Below are 15,349 nucleotides of genomic sequence, written 5' to 3'. Positions count from 1 at the left end.
CCGTGGCTGAGGGTGTGGTCAGAGCGAGTGGAACGGCAGGCCGGCGTCGGCGACCAGTTCGTCGGCGGTGTCCGGCGGAAGCAGGCTGGCGGTGCCGTCGGAGACCGGGACGACGCCGAGGTCGAGCAGTTCGGCCATGGCGGCGCTGCCGGCCAGGTCGCGGACCTGGAGCTGGTAGCGGGCGGTGGTGCGGTAGGTGCCGCCGGAGTCGTCGGAGACCTTCTGCAGGAAGCCGGAGTCGACCAGGAACAGCACGGCCTTGGCGACGATGCCGATGGTGGAGCCGGAGAGCCGGCGGGCGTCCTTGGTGGCGCCGGTGGCGGTGCGCCGGGCCCACACCCGCCAGGCGGCCTCCAGGCCGGGGGCGTCGGACTGCGGGTCGGTGTTGGCGCCCTCGGCGTCGGCCTGCTCCTCCAGGCGGCGGCAGGCCTGGCGGACGAAGGCGTCGACGCCGTTGACGGTGATCCGGCCGAGGTAGCCGTCGTCGGCGAGGTCCTCGGGGCGGGGGAAGGCCATCGCGGCGACGGCGAGGTGGGCGAGGCCGTGCAGGAACCGGTCGGTGGACTCGGCGGCGGCGCGGCGCGAGTAGTCGCCCATCCGGACGGCGAACAGGGAGTCCTCGGCGGCGGCGACGGCCATGCCGGCGCGCGGCGAGACCTCCAGGACGACCAGGCCCATGCCGGTGGCGACGGCGTCGGCGAGGCGGGCGAACGGCGGGTCCTCGCGGTGGCGGCGGACGAGTTCGGCGTACTCGGCGTCGCGGGCCGGGAGCAGCTTGGCCTGGAGGCCGAAGGAGACCAGCCGGGCGGCGTCGGCGACGTCGGCCGGGGTGATCGGCGTGGGGGCCGGGGGTTCGGTCTCGGCCGCCCAGGACGTGTCGTGGTGGGTCGTCACGGGCGGTGCTCCTCGCGGGTGGTGCGGGCGGGTCGGGGGTTCTGGTGCGTCAACTGGGGTGCCTGGCCGCTCAGCCGGCGTCCTTGCGGTCCGCCGCCATGCCGACGGCGTCGAGCAGGGCGCTGCCGACGATGAGGTCGGCGCCGCCGAACTCCGGGTCGCGCAGCGGCGTTCCGTCGTCCACGGCGAACAGCAGCCGCTCCTCGCCCTGCCGGTAGGCGGTGCCGACCGGCGGGCTGGCGGCGTGGACGGACAGCAGGGCGACCAGGTACGGCAGGTCCGGGTCCTGCTTGCGGGCGTCCGCGAGCAGGCCGGAGAGCCGGCGGGGGGCGTCGGCGGGCAGGTCGAGCAGGACCAGGGCGGCCTCCAGCTGCGCCTCGGAGAAGCGGCTGTCGTCCGGGGTGGCGACCAGGTCCGGGTCGGGCAGTTCGGCGCCGAGGTGCTCGCGCTCGACCGGCGGGGTGAGCAGCAGGTCGACCAGGTCGGCGACCCGGACCGAGGCGGGGGTGCGCAGGCCGGCGCCGTGCGCGAAGAAGGCGCCGGTGGGGCGGACGGCCTGCTCTACCGGCAGCCGCAGCACGGGGGCGAGCAGCTGCCCGTACAGGTCGATGCCGCTGCGGGCGCCGGGGGTGGCGAAGGCCTGCCGGTCCTGCTCGGCGCGGAACAGCGGGCCGGCCTCCAGCAGGCGGGTCTGCAGCTTCGTGTGGCGGCGGATGCAGTCCTTGACGATGTCGAGCAGCTCGGCGGCGCGGCGCTTGTGCTCCGCCCCTTCGGCCGTGTGGGGCTCGGCCTCGTCGCGGGCCTTGCGGATGTTGGTGAGAATCGCGTTCTCGTGCCGGTAGCGGTCGGCGATGTGGTCCAGCGCCTCGTCGATGAGGTCGGGGATGGCGCTCATCCAGTCGACGGCGCGGACGTTGCGCCGGGTGGCGTCGAGGGCGCGGCGCAGCGTCTCGGCGTACTGGACGGTGCGGTAGCGGGCCTGCTCGGCGGCGAGCTGGGCGTCGGCCAGGCGGCCGCGGCGGATCAGCACCTCCAGCTTGACCTCGGCGGCGATCTGGGCCGAGGTGACGTCGGTGTCGAGCGCGCCGACCAGGACGTTGACCGCCTCGTCGGTGGTGCGCAGGTAGACGCCGCCGTCGGGGCCGGGGACCTCCTCGATCAGCTTGAAGTCGTAGTCACGCCGGACGTACTCGCCGTCCGCGCCGAAGGTGCCGTAGACGGCGCGGAAGCCGCGGTCGACGCTGCCGACGTTGATCAGCGACTCCAGTACCCAGCGGGCGACCCGCTCGTGCTCGGCGGCGGGGCGGCCGACGGCCTGGGCGGCGACCCGGGGCAGCAGGCGGGCGAGCACTATGTCGCGGTCGGCCCCGGTGTCGAAGTCCATGTGGAGGGTGACCAGGTCGATCGCGGCGAGGCCGACCTCGGCCATCGCGTAGCCGCCGTACTCGCCGGCCAGGTTGACCTTGCGGTTGTCCAGGTCGTGCAGCGGCGCGGTGCAGGCCAGCGCCTTGAGCCGGCGGGCCAGGCCCTCGTCGGCGGCGGGGCCGGGCGCGGGCCTCGCGGCGGGCACGGCAGCGCCGGCGGTCGGCCGGAGGCCGGGCACGGTGGGCGGGTCAGCGATGGCGGTCACGGAGGACAAGATTAGAGGTTCGCACCGACATCGACCGAAACGGGCCTTGTGGGCGGACGGAGCGGCAGGCCCGGGGGCGTGTCGGGGGTGAATTCAGAACGGGATTTCGACGAAATCCCGCCATTCCCGAACCGGTATTCGGGAAACCCGTGAAGACGACGCGTCGCTACCGTGATGATCGGCCTATGATCACTCGACTGGTCAAAGCGGGCGTCGCCGCGGCGCTGTCCGTGACCACCCTCGCCACCGGCGTCGCCGCCTCCGCAGCCGCTCCGGCCGACGTCCCCGCCGTTCAGGGGCAGCACGTGACCGCGAGCCTGAACGGCTTCCTGCCGAGCACCACCCCTCCCGGGCCCGGCAAGTTCTCGGTCGGCTGGACGTCCGCCGGCACGCAGGACCTCACCGGGCCGACCCACATCACCGTCGATCTGCCGGCGGGGCTCACCACCGACCTCGGCATGTTCTTCTCCACGCCGTACGACTACACCTTCACCGAGACCATCTCGCCCGACCACCGCCACCTGGACGCCGTCCTCATCGGCACCCGGAGGCCCGGGCGCTACGAGTTCATGAAGCTGACCGTGTACGGCGACCCCACCCGGCAGCCGACCGGGCAGATCGTCGCGACGGTCTCCAACCCGAACGACACCGATCCGACCGGCCACGTGACGGCCGTGTCGCTCGACGGGAGCACGCCGGCACCGGTCGTCCAGGCGCCGCCCGGGGTCGACGGCCTGGACACCACCACCGGCCCGGGCGCGGGCGGCACCGCGGTGACCGTCAGCGGCAGCAACCTGGCCCACGGCATGGTGCTGGTCGGCGGCGTCCCGGCGGTCGGCACGTGCACCGACACCGCCTGCACGGTGACCACGCCCGGCGGCTCGGGCAGCGCGCCCGTCTCCGTGGTGACGCCCGGCGGCACGGTCGCCGTGCCGACCACCTTCGACTACACGGGCGCCCCGCCCCCACCGCCGCCCGCGCCGACGGTCGGCAACCTGACCACCACCGGCGGCCCGACCGCCGGCGGCACCCAGGTGTACCTGCAGGGCGCCAACCTGGCGTACGGGACGGTCGCGTTCGGCGGGGTGCCGGCCGCGCACGTCTCCTGCGGCCCGTCCTTCTGCTCGGCCACCGCGCCGGCGGCGGCCGGCCCCGGCCCGGTGGACGTCACGGTGACCACGGCGGGCGGCACCAGCGCCCCGGTGACCTACACCTACACGGCGTAGTCCGGCGGTTCCGGTGCCCGGGTGCCTCGGCGCCCGGGCACCGGCGCGTCCGGAGGCGCGCTCCGGTGGGCCCGAGAGAAAGTTGAACGCGTTCAAATACAGGGTTTAGAGTCGGTTCCGCGCAGACGGGACAAGGCCCCGCCTGCTCTTCGGCATGGAGGTTCGCGACATGGACGCCGATCTGGGCACCGGCTTGGACGCCGATCCGGGCACCGATTCCGCGGCGGTACTGCGCAGGGTCCGGCGCTGGCTCTGGATCTTCGTGGTCTGCCTGGCACTGAGCGGCCTGACGGCCTTCCCGCTGGAGTCCGAGACCCGCTGGCTCGCCGACCTCGCGACCGGGCCCGGCGCCCCGCTGGCCGACCGCTTCCCCGCCGCGCTGGAATGGCTCGAACGCGTCCGAACGGGCGTCGCGGAGACCAACGGCCGTTACCCCTTCCTGGCTTACGGCACCGACTGGCTGGCCTTCGCCCACCTGGTGATCGCCGCCGCCTTCTGGGGCCCGATCAAGGATCCGGTCCGCAACATCTGGGTGATCCGCTGGGCGGTGCTCGCCTGCGGCGCCGTCATCCCCCTGGCCCTGATCTGCGGGCCACTCCGGGGAATTCCCCTCGCATGGCGGTTTATCGACATGTCATTCGGAATCATCGGCGTCGTCCCGCTGCTGATCGTGCTGAAGGCACTGCGCCCGCTGGAACGTTCCTTCCCCGGACCAGTGGCCGCGAGCTGAATCGGGACCGCCCAGCGCCGCCCCAGGGCGTGCGACCAGGACTCTCGCGCCGCTGGGCCGTCCGGGGCCCGGGTCACGGACAACGGCCGTCATCCACAGGCCCTACCATCTGGCTCAACAGCTGCTGGGAGGCGGACGGGCGTGGCCGATGCGGTGATCGATCTCAATGCGGACCTCGGTGAGGGGTTCGGACGGTGGACGCTGACCGACGACGAGGCCCTGCTGTCCGTGGTGACCAGCGCCAACGTCGCCTGCGGCTTCCACGCGGGGGATCCGTCGACGATGCGCCGGGTCTGCGCCCTGGCCGCCGAGCGCGGCGTCCGGATCGGCGCCCAGGTCTCCTACCGCGACCTGGCCGGCTTCGGCCGCCGCGCGATGGACGTCCCCCCGGAGGAACTGGCCGACGAGATCGCGTACCAGATCGGCGCCCTCCAGGTCTTCGCCCGCGCCGCCGGATCCCGGGTGTCCTACGTCAAACCGCACGGCGCCCTCTACAACCGGGTGGTCACCGACTCCGAACAGGCCGAGGCCGTGGTGGCCGGCGTGCTGCGGGCCGGGGCGATCTGCGACGGTCCGCTGCCGGTGCTCGGACTGCCCGGCTCCCGGCTGCTCGCCGTCGCCGAGGGCGTCGGACTGCCCGTGGTCAGCGAGGCCTTCGCCGACCGCGCGTACACCTGGGCCGGCACCCTCGTCCCGCGCCGCGACCCGGACGCCGTGGTGCACGACCCCGAATCGGTGATCACCCGCGCCGTCGGCATCGCCCGGGACGGCTCGGTGGAGGCCGTCGGCGGCGAACGGATCGACGTCGAGGCCCGCTCCCTGTGCGTCCACGGCGACACCCCCGGCGCCGCCCAGCTCGCCTGGCGGATCCGCGGCGCCCTCGCCTCCGCCGGGGTCCGGGTGGAGGCGTTCACGTGACGCCCGCCGCCGTCCGGCGCGTCGGCGAACGGGCGCTGCTGGTCGAACTCGACGACGACGCACAGGTCACCGCGCTGTACGGGTGGCTGCGCGAGCGGCAGGAGCGCCAGGCGCTCGGCGCGGTGGAGGAGATCGTGCCGGCCGCGCGCACCGTGCTGCTGGACGGCGTCGCGGACGTCGACGCGGTGGCGGCGCTCCTGCGCACCGCTCGTCCACCCGCGGCCACGGCGGCCGACGGGCCGCTGGTGGAGGTGCCGACGGTGTACGACGGCGCCGACCTCGCCGAGGTCGCCGCGCTGTGGGGGGTGTCCGAGGAGGCGGCCGTGCGGATCCACACCGGGCCCGAGTACGTGGTCGCCTTCTGCGGGTTCGCGCCCGGCTTCGGCTACCTCACCGGGCTGCCGCCCGCGTACGAGGTCCCGCGCCGGGCCACGCCGCGCAGCAGCGTCCCGGCCGGCTCCGTCGCCCTGGCCGGCCGCTACACCGGCGTCTACCCGCGTTCCTCCCCCGGCGGCTGGCAGCTCCTCGGACGCACCGGGCTCGCGCTCTGGGACACCGGCCGCGACCCGGCGGCACTGCTGGCGCCGGGGGTGCGGGTGCGGTTCACGGCGGAACGGGCGTAGCGGGGGTGCGGGTCGACCACGGGTGGCGCCCGGGACCACCGGCGCACGGCGGATGACGGGGTGGGGGCGTTGAGCGAGTTGCTGGTGGTGCGGCCCGGGCCGTTGACCACCGTCCAGGACCTCGGGCGGCGCGGCGTCGCCCACCTCGGGGTGCCCAGGGCCGGCGCGCTGGACGAACCGGCCCTGCGGGCGGCGAACCGGCTGGTCGGCAACGAACCGGGCGCCGCCGGTCTGGAGACCACGCTCGGCGGGGTCGCCCTGCGCGCCCTCGGGCCGGCGGTCGTCGCGGTCACCGGCGCACCCTCGCCCGTACGGGTGGACGGACGGGCGGCCGCCTGGGGTGCGCCGGTCGCCGTGCCGGCCGGGGCGGTGGTCGAGGTGGGCCCGGCGACCGCCGGGGTGCGCGGCTACCTGGCCGTCGCGGGCGCGATCGCCGTCCCGCCGGTGCTGGGCAGCCGCTCGGCCGACCTGCTCTCCGGGCTCGGCCCGGCCCCGCTCGCCGCCGGTGACCGGCTGCCGGTCGGCCCTCCCCCGCCCCACCGCCCCCGGCCCGACCTGGTGCCGCTGCCCGCGCCCCCGGCGGAACTGGTGCTGCGGCTGCGGCTCGGCCCGCACGCGGACTGGTTCGAGGCCTCGGCGCTCTCCCGGCTGGCCCGTGACGAGTACCGGGTCTCCCCCGCCGGCAACCGGATCGGGCTGCGCACCGAGGGCCCGTCGGTCGCCCGCGCCCGGGTGGGTGAACTGCCCAGCGAGGGCATGATGTTGGGCGCGGTGCAGATCCCGCCGGACGGGCGGCCGGTGGTCTTCCTGGCCGACCACCCGACCACCGGCGGCTACCCGGTGATCGGCGTGGTCCCGACCGCCGATCTGGCGGCCGCCGCACAGGCGCGCCCGGGCACGCCGGTGCGCTTCGTGCTGCTGCGGGAGCGGTGAGCGCCCGCGCGCTCGACCGGGGGCGGTCGGGGCCCGCGCGCTCAGCCGGTGGCGGCGCCGAACCACCGGGGCAGGCGGCTGAGCAGCTCCTGCTGGTCCTCGCCGACCCACGCCACGTGGCCGTCGGGGCGCAGCAGCACCGCGGGCACGTCCAACTCCTCGCTGACGTCGATGACATGGTCGACCCGGTCCGACCAACCCGCCACCGAGAGCCTGCCGGTCTGGTCGAGCAGCAGCCCGCGGCCGCCGTGCATCAGCGGGTAGAGGCGCCCCCGCTTCAGTTCCACGTCCCGCAGCCGCCGGCCGAGCAGTTCGTGGCCCTCACCCTTGCCCTCGCCGTGTCCCTCGCCGAAGTCGTAGCGGACCGCGATCCCGGTGATCTTCTCGATCAGGTACCGGTTCACCTCCTCGAAGCCCATCAGCTCCGACAGCATCCGGCGCACCGCCTGGGCACCCGGTTCGAGGGACATCAACTGGATCTGCGCGCGGGTGTTGTCCAGCACGTCGGCGGCCACCGGGCGCCGTTCGGCCTGGTAGCTGTCCAGCAGCCCCTCCGGTGCCCAGCCGGCGACCTCGGCGGCCAGCTTCCAGCCGAGGTTGAACGCGTCCTGGACGCCGAGGTTGAGTCCCTGCCCGCCGGTCGGCGGGTGGATGTGCGCCGCGTCGCCGGCCAGCAGCACCCGGCCGACCCGGTAGCGCTCGGCCAGCCGGGTGGCGTCGCCGAACCGGGAGAGCCAGCGCGGTGAGTGCGCGCCGAAGTCGGTGCCGGCGTGCGCCCGCAGCTGGTGCGTGAACTCCTCCAGGGTCGGCGCGGTCGTGCGGTCCTCGGCCACCCCTTCGGCGGGCACGACGACCCGGTACACCCCGTTCCCCTCGGGGATGGCGCCGAACCGCAGGTGGGTCTTGCGGACCTCGGCGACGACGGCGGCGATCGTCGCCGGGTCTTCGGTCAGCTCCATCACGCCCAGCAGCGTCTCGACCCTGGCGGGCTCGCCGGGGAATCCCACCCCGAGCAGCTTGCGCACCGCGCTGCGGCCGCCGTCGCAACCGACGAGGTAGCGCGAGCGCAGCTGCGTACCTCCCCCGCCGGCTCCGCCCCCACCGGCGGGGGTGCCCCCACCGGCCAGCTCGACGGTCACCCCGTGGTCGTCCTGGCTCAGGCCGACCAGTTCGCAGCCGCGCCGGATCTCGGCGCCCGCCGCGGTGGCGTGCTCGGCCAACAGGCGCTCGGTGACCTCCTGCGGGATGGACAGGACGTACGAGTGCGTGGTGTCCATCCGCTCCGGCCACGACGTGCCGAGGCCGGCGAAGAAGCCGCCGACCCTGAACTGCTCACCGAGCGGGAGGAACCGCTCCAGCAGGCCGCGTTGGTCCATCACCTCGATGCTGCGCACGTGCAGGCCGCGCGCCCGGGACTGCACGGGCGGCGCCGTCTCCTTCTCCAGCACGAGCACCTGAACGCCGTGCAGCCGCAACTCGCCGGCCAGCATCAACCCGGTCGGTCCAGCGCCGACGATGATCACGTCAATCATCACAAACCCCCATGTACGTCCGCACTTCCGGCTCAGGCCGGTCATTCTGCGGCACGACCGGGCCCTTGCCGCAAGCCCCCCGGTGCGCTATACGTTGAGAGTGGCGAGGAGTGGACGACCTCCTTGCCTTCGCTCTTCTCGCCGCCGCTCAGGCCACCCGCCGAGGCCGCCCGAGCCCCGCCGCGCAGCGCGCACCGCGCTGATCCCGCGAGCCGCGTTCACCGCCCCGACAGCAGCTCCGCCACCGCCCGTTGCGCCGGGTCGAGCGCCGGTTCCCCGGCCTCCGCGCCCCACACCGCGTTCTGCGGCACCCGGGCGAGCGTCCAGGCCGCCGCCACCTCGCGGTCCACGTCCAGCACCTCCACCAGGAGGTCGAACCGCCACCGCAGCGCCCGGGCGACGTCGCCGGTGGCCAGCACGTCGTCCCAGCGGTTGCGCAGTGCCGGGAGGAGTTCGAAGCCCGGGTGTCCGATGAGCGGCTTGGGGTCGATGGCGAGCCAGGGCGCGCGGCCGCAACCCTCGGGCGGGGCGAGGACGTTGCCGTAGTGCAGGTCCCAGTGCAGCAGCCGGTCTCCGGGCTCGGCCCGAACCTCGAGCAGGGCGGCGGCACAGTCGGCGAGCAGGCGCCGCTCGGCCGGGTCGGCGAGGGCGGCGGCCGCCGGGGCCCGCACGAGCAGACCGTCGGCGACATCCGCCAGTCGACGCAGCGGCTCGCCCGCCACGACCTGACGGCTCGTCAACTTCCTCAACAGTCCGGCGAGGACGCGCAGCGCCGCCCGGTCGTCGGCGACGTCGAGCAGCGAACGCCCCGGGTCGAGGCGTTCCAGCAGCAGCGAGCCCGAGGCGGGTTCGTGGTCGAGGAGTCGAACGGCGCCGCGCCCGCCCCAGGCCCGGAGGGCGACGGGTTCGCCTGCCGTCTCCTCGTCCACCGGTTGGAGCTTGAGCGCCGCGGGCGTGCCGTCGGCGCGCCGCACGGGCAGCACCAGCGCGACGGCGCCGTGCGCCGGCGGGCCGTCCGGGCGCAGCTCCCAGCGGTCGAGCAACTCGCCTGCCAGGGCTGGGAGTCGGGCGGCCCAGGTGCGGCCGTCCGGGCCGAGGAAGCCCTCCAGAGAGGCGGCCAGCGCAGGCGGGACGTCGACAGGCATCGCACGGGCTCCTCTCCGGCCTCCCGCCCAGCCTACGACCCGTCCAGGGCGATCCCGGCCGCCGCCGCGAAGCCGTCGAGGTTGTCCAGCATGATGTTGTGCCCGCAGTCCGGGACGGCCGCCAGCCGTACGCCCGCCGCGCGGAGCCGGTCGGCGCCGCGGGGCTCGCCGTCCGCCGCCGGGTGCAGGAAGGTGCGCGGGAGGTCGAGGCCGAGCAGCAGTTCGCGCATCGTCGGCACCGTCGCCCGGGCCAGGTGGACGGCGCTGCGGTACAACGCCTCCGGGCCGGCCAGCCGCATCGTGGACCACCAGAACGGGCCGGCCCACTGCGCGACCTCGCTCCGACCGCCGGCCAGGAACTCCTGCTCGGTGAAGCTCGCGATGCCGCTGCTGCCGGGGCCGCGGCCGGGGGTGATCGGGTCCAGGTTGGCGTCGACCAGGACGAGCCGCGCGACCAGCTCCGGGTGCCGGTGGGCGAGGACGACGGCGATCGCCCCGCCCATGCTGTGGCCGATCACCTCGACGCCGGCGAGCCCGGCCGCCGTCAGGGCCGCGGCGACGGCGTCGGCGTGCTCCTCCAGGGTGTACCCGAAGTCGGCGGGCCGGTCGCTGATGCCGAAGCCGAGCAGATCGAGCAGCAGCGAGCGGCGCCCGGCGAGCCCCGGGTGGGCGGCGGCGGCCGCGAAGTAGACGGGCGAGCTGGCGCCGAGGCCGTGCAGGTAGAGCCGGGCGGGCTCGGCACCGGGCAGTTCGACCCATCGGATCAGATCGCCGTTCGCAGTGACGGGGGCGTGGCGCAGCACGGGAACTCCTTCTCGACCAGGTGGCTGGGAACATCGAGACCATACCTCGGTATCGAGGTATAACGGAACGGATATACCGACGATCCGAGGGACGATCTGCGAGAGTGGCCCCATGCTGAAGCTCGCGATCCTCGGATTCCTCTACGACCGCCCGCTGCACGGCTACCAGCTGCGCCGCCACCTCGCCGCGCTCACCGGGCACGTCCGCCCGATCAGCGACGGCACGCTCTACCCGGCGATCAAGCGCCTGGAGGCCGACGGTCTACTGGTCCGCGAGACCGAGCCCGGCACCGCCGCCGCGCCCCGGCACACCCTCCACCTCACCGAGGCCGGCCGCACCGCGCTGCTCGACCAACTGCGCGAACCCGAGCCGCTGGACATCAGCGACGAGAACCGCTGGTTCACCCTGCTCGCCTTCCTGCGCCAGCTCGACGACCCCGCCGCCCAGGCCGTCGTGCTCCGCCGCCGTCTCGCCTTCCTCGCTGAGCCGGCCAGCTTCTTCTACGACGGCGACCGCCCGCTCGGCGCCGAGGAGTTCGCCGACCCGTTCCGGCGCGGCCTGCTGCTGATCGCCCGCGCCACCAGCGAGGCCGAACTCGCCTGGCTGCACGCCACCCTGGCCGAACTGGAGGGCGCACTGACGGACTGACCGAAACCCGCTCCGGCGCCTTCCCTCCCCACCCGACCCGTGTTCCGATGGCGCCCATGGGCAACGACACACACACCGACAGCACACGACGCGAGGGCCACGACGGCACGGGCCCGGGCCCGATCACCCCGGATGGCTGCGCCGTCGAGCTCTGGGCCCGGCTCCCCGTCGGCGATACCCCGGACGTGATCGAGGCGGCGGTGCCGGCCGGCGTCACCATCCTCGAACTGGGCTGCGGCATCGGCCGGATGACGCACCCGCTGACCGACCGCGGCTTCACCGTGACGGCGGTGGACGAGTCCGCCGAGATGCTGGCCAGGGTGCGCGAGGACGTCCGCACCGTGCGCAGTCCGATCGAGCGGTTGGACCTCGGCGAGCGCTTCGACGTCGTCCTGCTCGCCTCCTTCCTGGTGCACGCGGGCGACGAGGCCGTCCGCCAGGGCCTGTTGGAGACCTGCCGCCGCCACGTCGCCGCGGACGGCTGCGTGCTGATGCAGCGCGAGGGCGAGGACTGGCACCTCAACGTGCCGCGCGAGAGCAGGCTCGGCGCCGACGGCGTGGCGCGCATCGTCTCCTCGACCCGGGTCGGGGACGGCGTGAACTCCGTCCACGCCGAGTACGAGTTCCCGGACGGCCGCTGGACGCACACCTTCCGGTCCCGGCCGCTCACCACCGCCGCGTTCGAGCAGGCCCTGGCGGACGCCGGTCTGACGGTCGAGAGCTACCTGACGGAGGACCGCACCTGGGTCCGCGCCCGGCCCACGCGCTGAATCACCGAAGGTCGGCGGGTCGCGGAAGGACCGGCGGGCAAAGCCGGGTCAAAGGGTGAACAAAGAATGGTCATCTTCACCCCGTACCATCGGCCGCGCGCCGGCCCGTGCGCGGCCCGAGGGCCGTGCGGGTCGCGGCACGCCCGCATGCCCGTACGCCCGTTCCGACCTGCGAGGACCGCACATGTACGACGACCTACGGATACCCCGGGTGGGTGTCTGGTGATCAACTGGTTCCACGGGGCCGTCCTCGGCCTGATCCAGGGGCTCACCGAGTTCCTGCCCATCTCCTCCAGCGCCCACCTGCGGGTCTTCTCCGCCCTGCTGGGCTGGGACGACCCGGGCGCGGCCTTCACCGCCGTGACCCAGCTCGGCACCGAGACCGCGGTGCTGATCTACTTCCGCCGCGACATCGCCTCGATCGTGAAGACCTGGACGCTGTCGCTGTTCCGCCCGGCGCTGCGCTCGGCCCCGGACGCCCGGATGGGCTGGTTCGTGATCATCGGCACCCTGCCGATCGGCATCCTCGGCAAGCTGTTCCAGGACGGCATCGAGACCCACCTGCGCGATCTGCGGATCATCGGCACCACGCTGATCGTCTTCGGCCTGGTGCTGGCCTTCGCCGACCGCACCCGTGCGATCCGGCACGCCCGGCCGATCACCGACCTGACCCTGCCGCACGCCGGCGTCTACGGCCTCGCCCAGTCGCTGGCGCTGATCCCCGGGGTGTCCCGCTCCGGTGGCACGATCAGTGCGGGCCTGCTGCTCGGCTACAGCCGGGAGGCGGCGGCGCGCTACTCCTTCCTGCTGGCGATCCCGGCGGTACTCGCCTCAGGGGTGCTGGAGCTGTTCAAGATCGGCGAGGGCCCGGCCCCGGCCTGGGGGCCGACCATCCTGGCCACCCTGATCGCCTTCGTGGTCGGTTACGCGGCGATCGCCTGGTTCCTCAAGTACATCTCGCACCACAGCTTCCTGCCGTTCGTGGTCTACCGGGTGCTGCTCGGCGTCCTGATCATCGGACTGGTGGCCGGCGGCGTCCTGACCCCGGACGCGGGCGTCGCCAAGTAGAACCACGTTTCAGAACGACCCCGCCACAGCAGTGGGCCGGGACACCCGAGGGGGGTGTCCCGGCCCACTGTTCGCCGAGCAGGGGATCGCGGGGCGGGCGGCCCTACCGTCCGAACTCCCGCGCGGCGGTCAGCCGCCCGCGGACGGCGGCGTGGACCTCGGCCTCCTCGGCCGGGTCGGCGGCGAGTCGGCGCAGCCGCTCCAGCACACGGGCGTCGCCCGTGGTGGCGACGTGGCGCGCGGCGAGCTCGCGGGTGGACTCCTCGCAGTCCCAGAGGCACTCGACGGCGGGCCCCTCGGGGAAGTGCACGTCGGTCACGGCCAGCGCCCGGGCGGCGCGACCGCGCAGTTCGGAGGAGGCGGCCTCCCCGTAGATGTGGCGCAGCACGGGTACGGCGTCGGCGGCGACCAGCCGCCCCGCACCGTCGACCAGCGACCCGAGCCCGGTACCGCTGACCCCTCGGACGGAGATCCAGCGGCGCAGCCCGGCGACCACCAGCGGAGCGTCGGACGGCTCCCCCGCGTCGGCGAGCAGCTTGACGGCGGCCTCGCCGAGCGCGCTGTCCGCACCGCCGGTGGCCGGGTCGGCCCAGCGGCGGGCGTGCGTCAGGACCTCGGGGCCGCGCATCCGGCCGAGCAGTTCCAGGGCGGCGCGCACGATCCGGTCGTCCACGTCGGCGGCGGCGGCCTCGATCAGCTCGACGGCGGCCGGGTCGCGTTGGTCGACCAGGTAGCGCAGGGCGGCCCGGCGGGCGCCGGGCAGGCCGCCGCGGGCGGCCTCCAGCACGGCGGGGCGGTCCTCGGGCCGGACCACGGCGGTCAGACACCTGGCGGCCGCGGCGGCGCGGCGGTCCACGGCGTCGGGTCCGGCCGGATCGGCAGTGTCCTGCGCGAGCTCGGGCCGGCCGTCGGGGCGGCCGAGGAAGGCGCCGGCCCCGAGGGCGCCGAGGTCCCCTTGGTCGGCCCAGGCCAGGACGTCGGCGGTGGACCAGCCCGGGGTGACGCCGCCGCGGTTGAGCTGGCGCTGCCACAGGTCGAAGGGGGACTGCTCGCTGGCCGCCGCCACTCTGGGGTGGTAGGCCGCCCACAGCCGCCAGGGCCGGGGCTCGTAGGCGTTGCGGATGAACTCGCGCAGCTCGGCGTCGCCCTCGGGGCCCGGCGCGAAGCGGTCCAGCACGGCGGTGCCGAGCAGCAGCAGGCCGCGGTCGTCGTCGCGCAGCGCGAGCTCGTCGAGGGCCCAGGCCCAGTTGGCGCCGGTGGCGGTGTACTCGCGCAGCATCAGCAGCGCGTCGCGCCGGCCGTACGCGGCGAGGTGTCCCAGGACGGAGAGGGCGAGGCCGGTGCGGCTCTCGTCGTCGCTGACGAGGTCCTCGGCGGAGTGGAGGTGGTCCTCGATGCCGTCGAGGGGGGCCTCCAGCTCCATGTAGAGGCGGGCGTAGTAGAGGGAGCGGCTCTCGACCTGCCAGTCGGCTCGCGGATCCCTGGTGACGCACTCCTCCAGCGCGGCGATGGCCTCGGTACGGTCGGCGGCCAGCGCGTGGAGCTGCCCGTCACCGCGGCCTCGCTGCAGGAGGCCGAGGAGGCTGGCACTGGGTGCTATCACTGGCTCGAACATGAGGTCAGCATCCGTTGCGGCGGTCGTAGTGGCAACGGGATTTCCGTCGCCGGGGTCTGTGGTCGGTACTGCGGTGGGCGCCCGGGCGCCGGAATCACCGAAGGTTACCGCCTCGGGCCCCCGTCCGCACACAGGGCGACGAAGGCTCCTGCCACAGTGGCATATGCCACGGGTATTTTGCCTGCGATATGTCCAAATCGCCCGCAGGGGTGGGGGCGCCGTGCGACAGTCTTCTCACCACCGACGGCCCGTGCGCAGCGGGCCCTGAGCGATGGAACTGCCATGAACATGCCCTTGGCTCCCGCCCGCCCGCCGGACACCGCCACGGTGGACGGCGCCCCGGCGGGCGCGACGGACGACGGCGCCTGCGGCGAAACGGGCGGCGACGCCGACAGCGGAACGGACGGCAGAGTGGACGGCACGGCGCAGGAGCCGTCCAACCCCGGCCACGGACCGGGCGCCGGTGACGACCTCGACAACGTCATCGGCTCAGCCGAATGGGACCTCCTCACCGACCGCGTCCACTGGGACGCGGAAACCTATCGACTCCTCGGCTGTGACCCGGGCAAGGGCCCGCTCAGCCTCGACCGGCTGCCCGACCGCCTCCCCGAGGCGGACCGGCCGGTGCTGCGCCGGATGATGACCGACGCCCTGGTGCACGGCCGCACCTCCGCCGGCACCCTGCGGATCCGCCGGACCGGCGCCCCGCACACCGACGTCGAGTGCGCGGGCGAGCCCGTCCTCGGCGCGGACGGCACCGTCACCGCGCTGCGGATGCTGCTCCGGCCGGCGCCGCCGAACTGACCCGGGCCA

At 74.6% G+C, this 15,349-nt stretch carries 15 protein-coding genes; 9 read left to right on the top strand and 6 right to left on the bottom strand.

The window, feature by feature from the left end:
- Positions 1–18 precede the first annotated feature (18 nt).
- Together ACIO5E_RS36875 and ACIO5E_RS36870 are read right to left on the bottom strand one after the other, a co-directional pair.
- Positions 19–894 (bottom strand): hypothetical protein, encoded by an 876-nt coding sequence (locus ACIO5E_RS36875; protein ID WP_400676490.1) that lies wholly within the window; start codon positions 892–894, stop codon positions 19–21.
- A gap of 70 nt (positions 895–964) precedes the next feature.
- Complete coding sequence (locus tag ACIO5E_RS36870; protein WP_400676518.1) at positions 965–2,497, bottom strand: hypothetical protein; 1,533 nt, start codon at positions 2,495–2,497, stop codon at positions 965–967.
- A gap of 212 nt (positions 2,498–2,709) precedes the next feature.
- Here ACIO5E_RS36870 and ACIO5E_RS36865 point away from each other — a divergent pair, with 212 nt between their 5' ends.
- From ACIO5E_RS36865 to ACIO5E_RS36845, 5 genes are all read left to right on the top strand, one after another.
- Positions 2,710–3,750 carry an IPT/TIG domain-containing protein gene (locus ACIO5E_RS36865; RefSeq protein ID WP_400676488.1) on the top strand — a complete coding sequence of 347 codons (1,041 nt, stop codon included), beginning with the start codon at positions 2,710–2,712 and terminating at the stop codon, positions 3,748–3,750.
- A 169-nt stretch (positions 3,751–3,919) separates the two neighbouring features.
- Entirely contained in the window at positions 3,920–4,480 is a 561-nt protein-coding gene (locus ACIO5E_RS36860; RefSeq protein ID WP_400676486.1) for a hypothetical protein, read from the top strand.
- Positions 4,481–4,621: 141 nt separating this feature from the next.
- Positions 4,622–5,398 carry a LamB/YcsF family protein gene (locus ACIO5E_RS36855; RefSeq protein WP_400676484.1) on the top strand — a complete coding sequence of 259 codons (777 nt, stop codon included), beginning with the start codon at positions 4,622–4,624 and terminating at the stop codon, positions 5,396–5,398.
- Positions 5,395–6,021 (top strand): 5-oxoprolinase subunit PxpB, encoded by a 627-nt coding sequence (pxpB, locus tag ACIO5E_RS36850; RefSeq protein WP_400676482.1) that lies wholly within the window; start codon positions 5,395–5,397, stop codon positions 6,019–6,021. The genes ACIO5E_RS36855 and pxpB overlap by 4 nt, the downstream gene beginning before the upstream one ends.
- A gap of 69 nt (positions 6,022–6,090) precedes the next feature.
- Positions 6,091–6,954 carry a biotin-dependent carboxyltransferase family protein gene (locus ACIO5E_RS36845; protein WP_400676480.1) on the top strand — a complete coding sequence of 288 codons (864 nt, stop codon included), beginning with the start codon at positions 6,091–6,093 and terminating at the stop codon, positions 6,952–6,954.
- Positions 6,955–6,995: 41 nt separating this feature from the next.
- On the opposite strand, the gene rox is transcribed toward ACIO5E_RS36845, so the two are convergent.
- From rox to ACIO5E_RS36830, 3 genes are all read right to left on the bottom strand, one after another.
- On the bottom strand, positions 6,996–8,486 hold the full coding sequence (gene rox, locus ACIO5E_RS36840) for a rifampin monooxygenase (protein WP_400676478.1): 1,491 nt from the start codon (positions 8,484–8,486) through the stop codon (positions 6,996–6,998).
- 218 nt (positions 8,487–8,704) lie between these two features.
- Positions 8,705–9,631, bottom strand: a complete 927-nt coding sequence (locus ACIO5E_RS36835) for an aminoglycoside phosphotransferase family protein (protein WP_400676476.1) — start codon at positions 9,629–9,631, stop codon at positions 8,705–8,707.
- A gap of 32 nt (positions 9,632–9,663) precedes the next feature.
- Positions 9,664–10,431, bottom strand: coding sequence for an alpha/beta fold hydrolase (locus ACIO5E_RS36830; protein ID WP_400676517.1), 768 nt, complete (start codon positions 10,429–10,431; stop codon positions 9,664–9,666).
- A gap of 115 nt (positions 10,432–10,546) precedes the next feature.
- Here ACIO5E_RS36830 and ACIO5E_RS36825 point away from each other — a divergent pair, with 115 nt between their 5' ends.
- The 3 genes from ACIO5E_RS36825 (at position 10,547) to ACIO5E_RS36815 (ending at position 12,921) form a co-directional block, all read left to right on the top strand.
- Positions 10,547–11,083: a PadR family transcriptional regulator gene (locus ACIO5E_RS36825; protein ID WP_400676474.1), complete on the top strand. Its 537-nt coding sequence runs from the start codon at positions 10,547–10,549 to the stop codon at positions 11,081–11,083.
- Between the two features lie 56 nt (positions 11,084–11,139).
- Positions 11,140–11,853: a class I SAM-dependent methyltransferase gene (locus ACIO5E_RS36820; protein WP_400676472.1), complete on the top strand. Its 714-nt coding sequence runs from the start codon at positions 11,140–11,142 to the stop codon at positions 11,851–11,853.
- Positions 11,854–12,078: 225 nt separating this feature from the next.
- A complete protein-coding gene (locus ACIO5E_RS36815; RefSeq protein WP_400676515.1) occupies positions 12,079–12,921 on the top strand; it encodes an undecaprenyl-diphosphate phosphatase in 843 nt (280 codons plus the stop codon).
- Between the two features lie 103 nt (positions 12,922–13,024).
- On the opposite strand, the gene ACIO5E_RS36810 is transcribed toward ACIO5E_RS36815, so the two are convergent.
- Positions 13,025–14,536: a HEAT repeat domain-containing protein gene (locus tag ACIO5E_RS36810; RefSeq protein WP_400676471.1), complete on the bottom strand. Its 1,512-nt coding sequence runs from the start codon at positions 14,534–14,536 to the stop codon at positions 13,025–13,027.
- A 282-nt stretch (positions 14,537–14,818) separates the two neighbouring features.
- Between ACIO5E_RS36810 and ACIO5E_RS36805 the strand changes: the two genes are divergently transcribed.
- A complete protein-coding gene (locus ACIO5E_RS36805; RefSeq protein WP_400676469.1) occupies positions 14,819–15,340 on the top strand; it encodes a hypothetical protein in 522 nt (173 codons plus the stop codon).
- Positions 15,341–15,349: the final 9 nt, after the last annotated feature.

The sequence above is a fragment of the Kitasatospora sp. NPDC087314 genome (assembly GCF_044744365.1).
Taxonomy (GTDB): Bacteria; Actinomycetota; Actinomycetes; order Streptomycetales; family Streptomycetaceae; genus Kitasatospora.
Note: the sequence above shows the minus strand (reverse complement) of the source record. Positions and strands in the feature narration are given on the sequence as shown.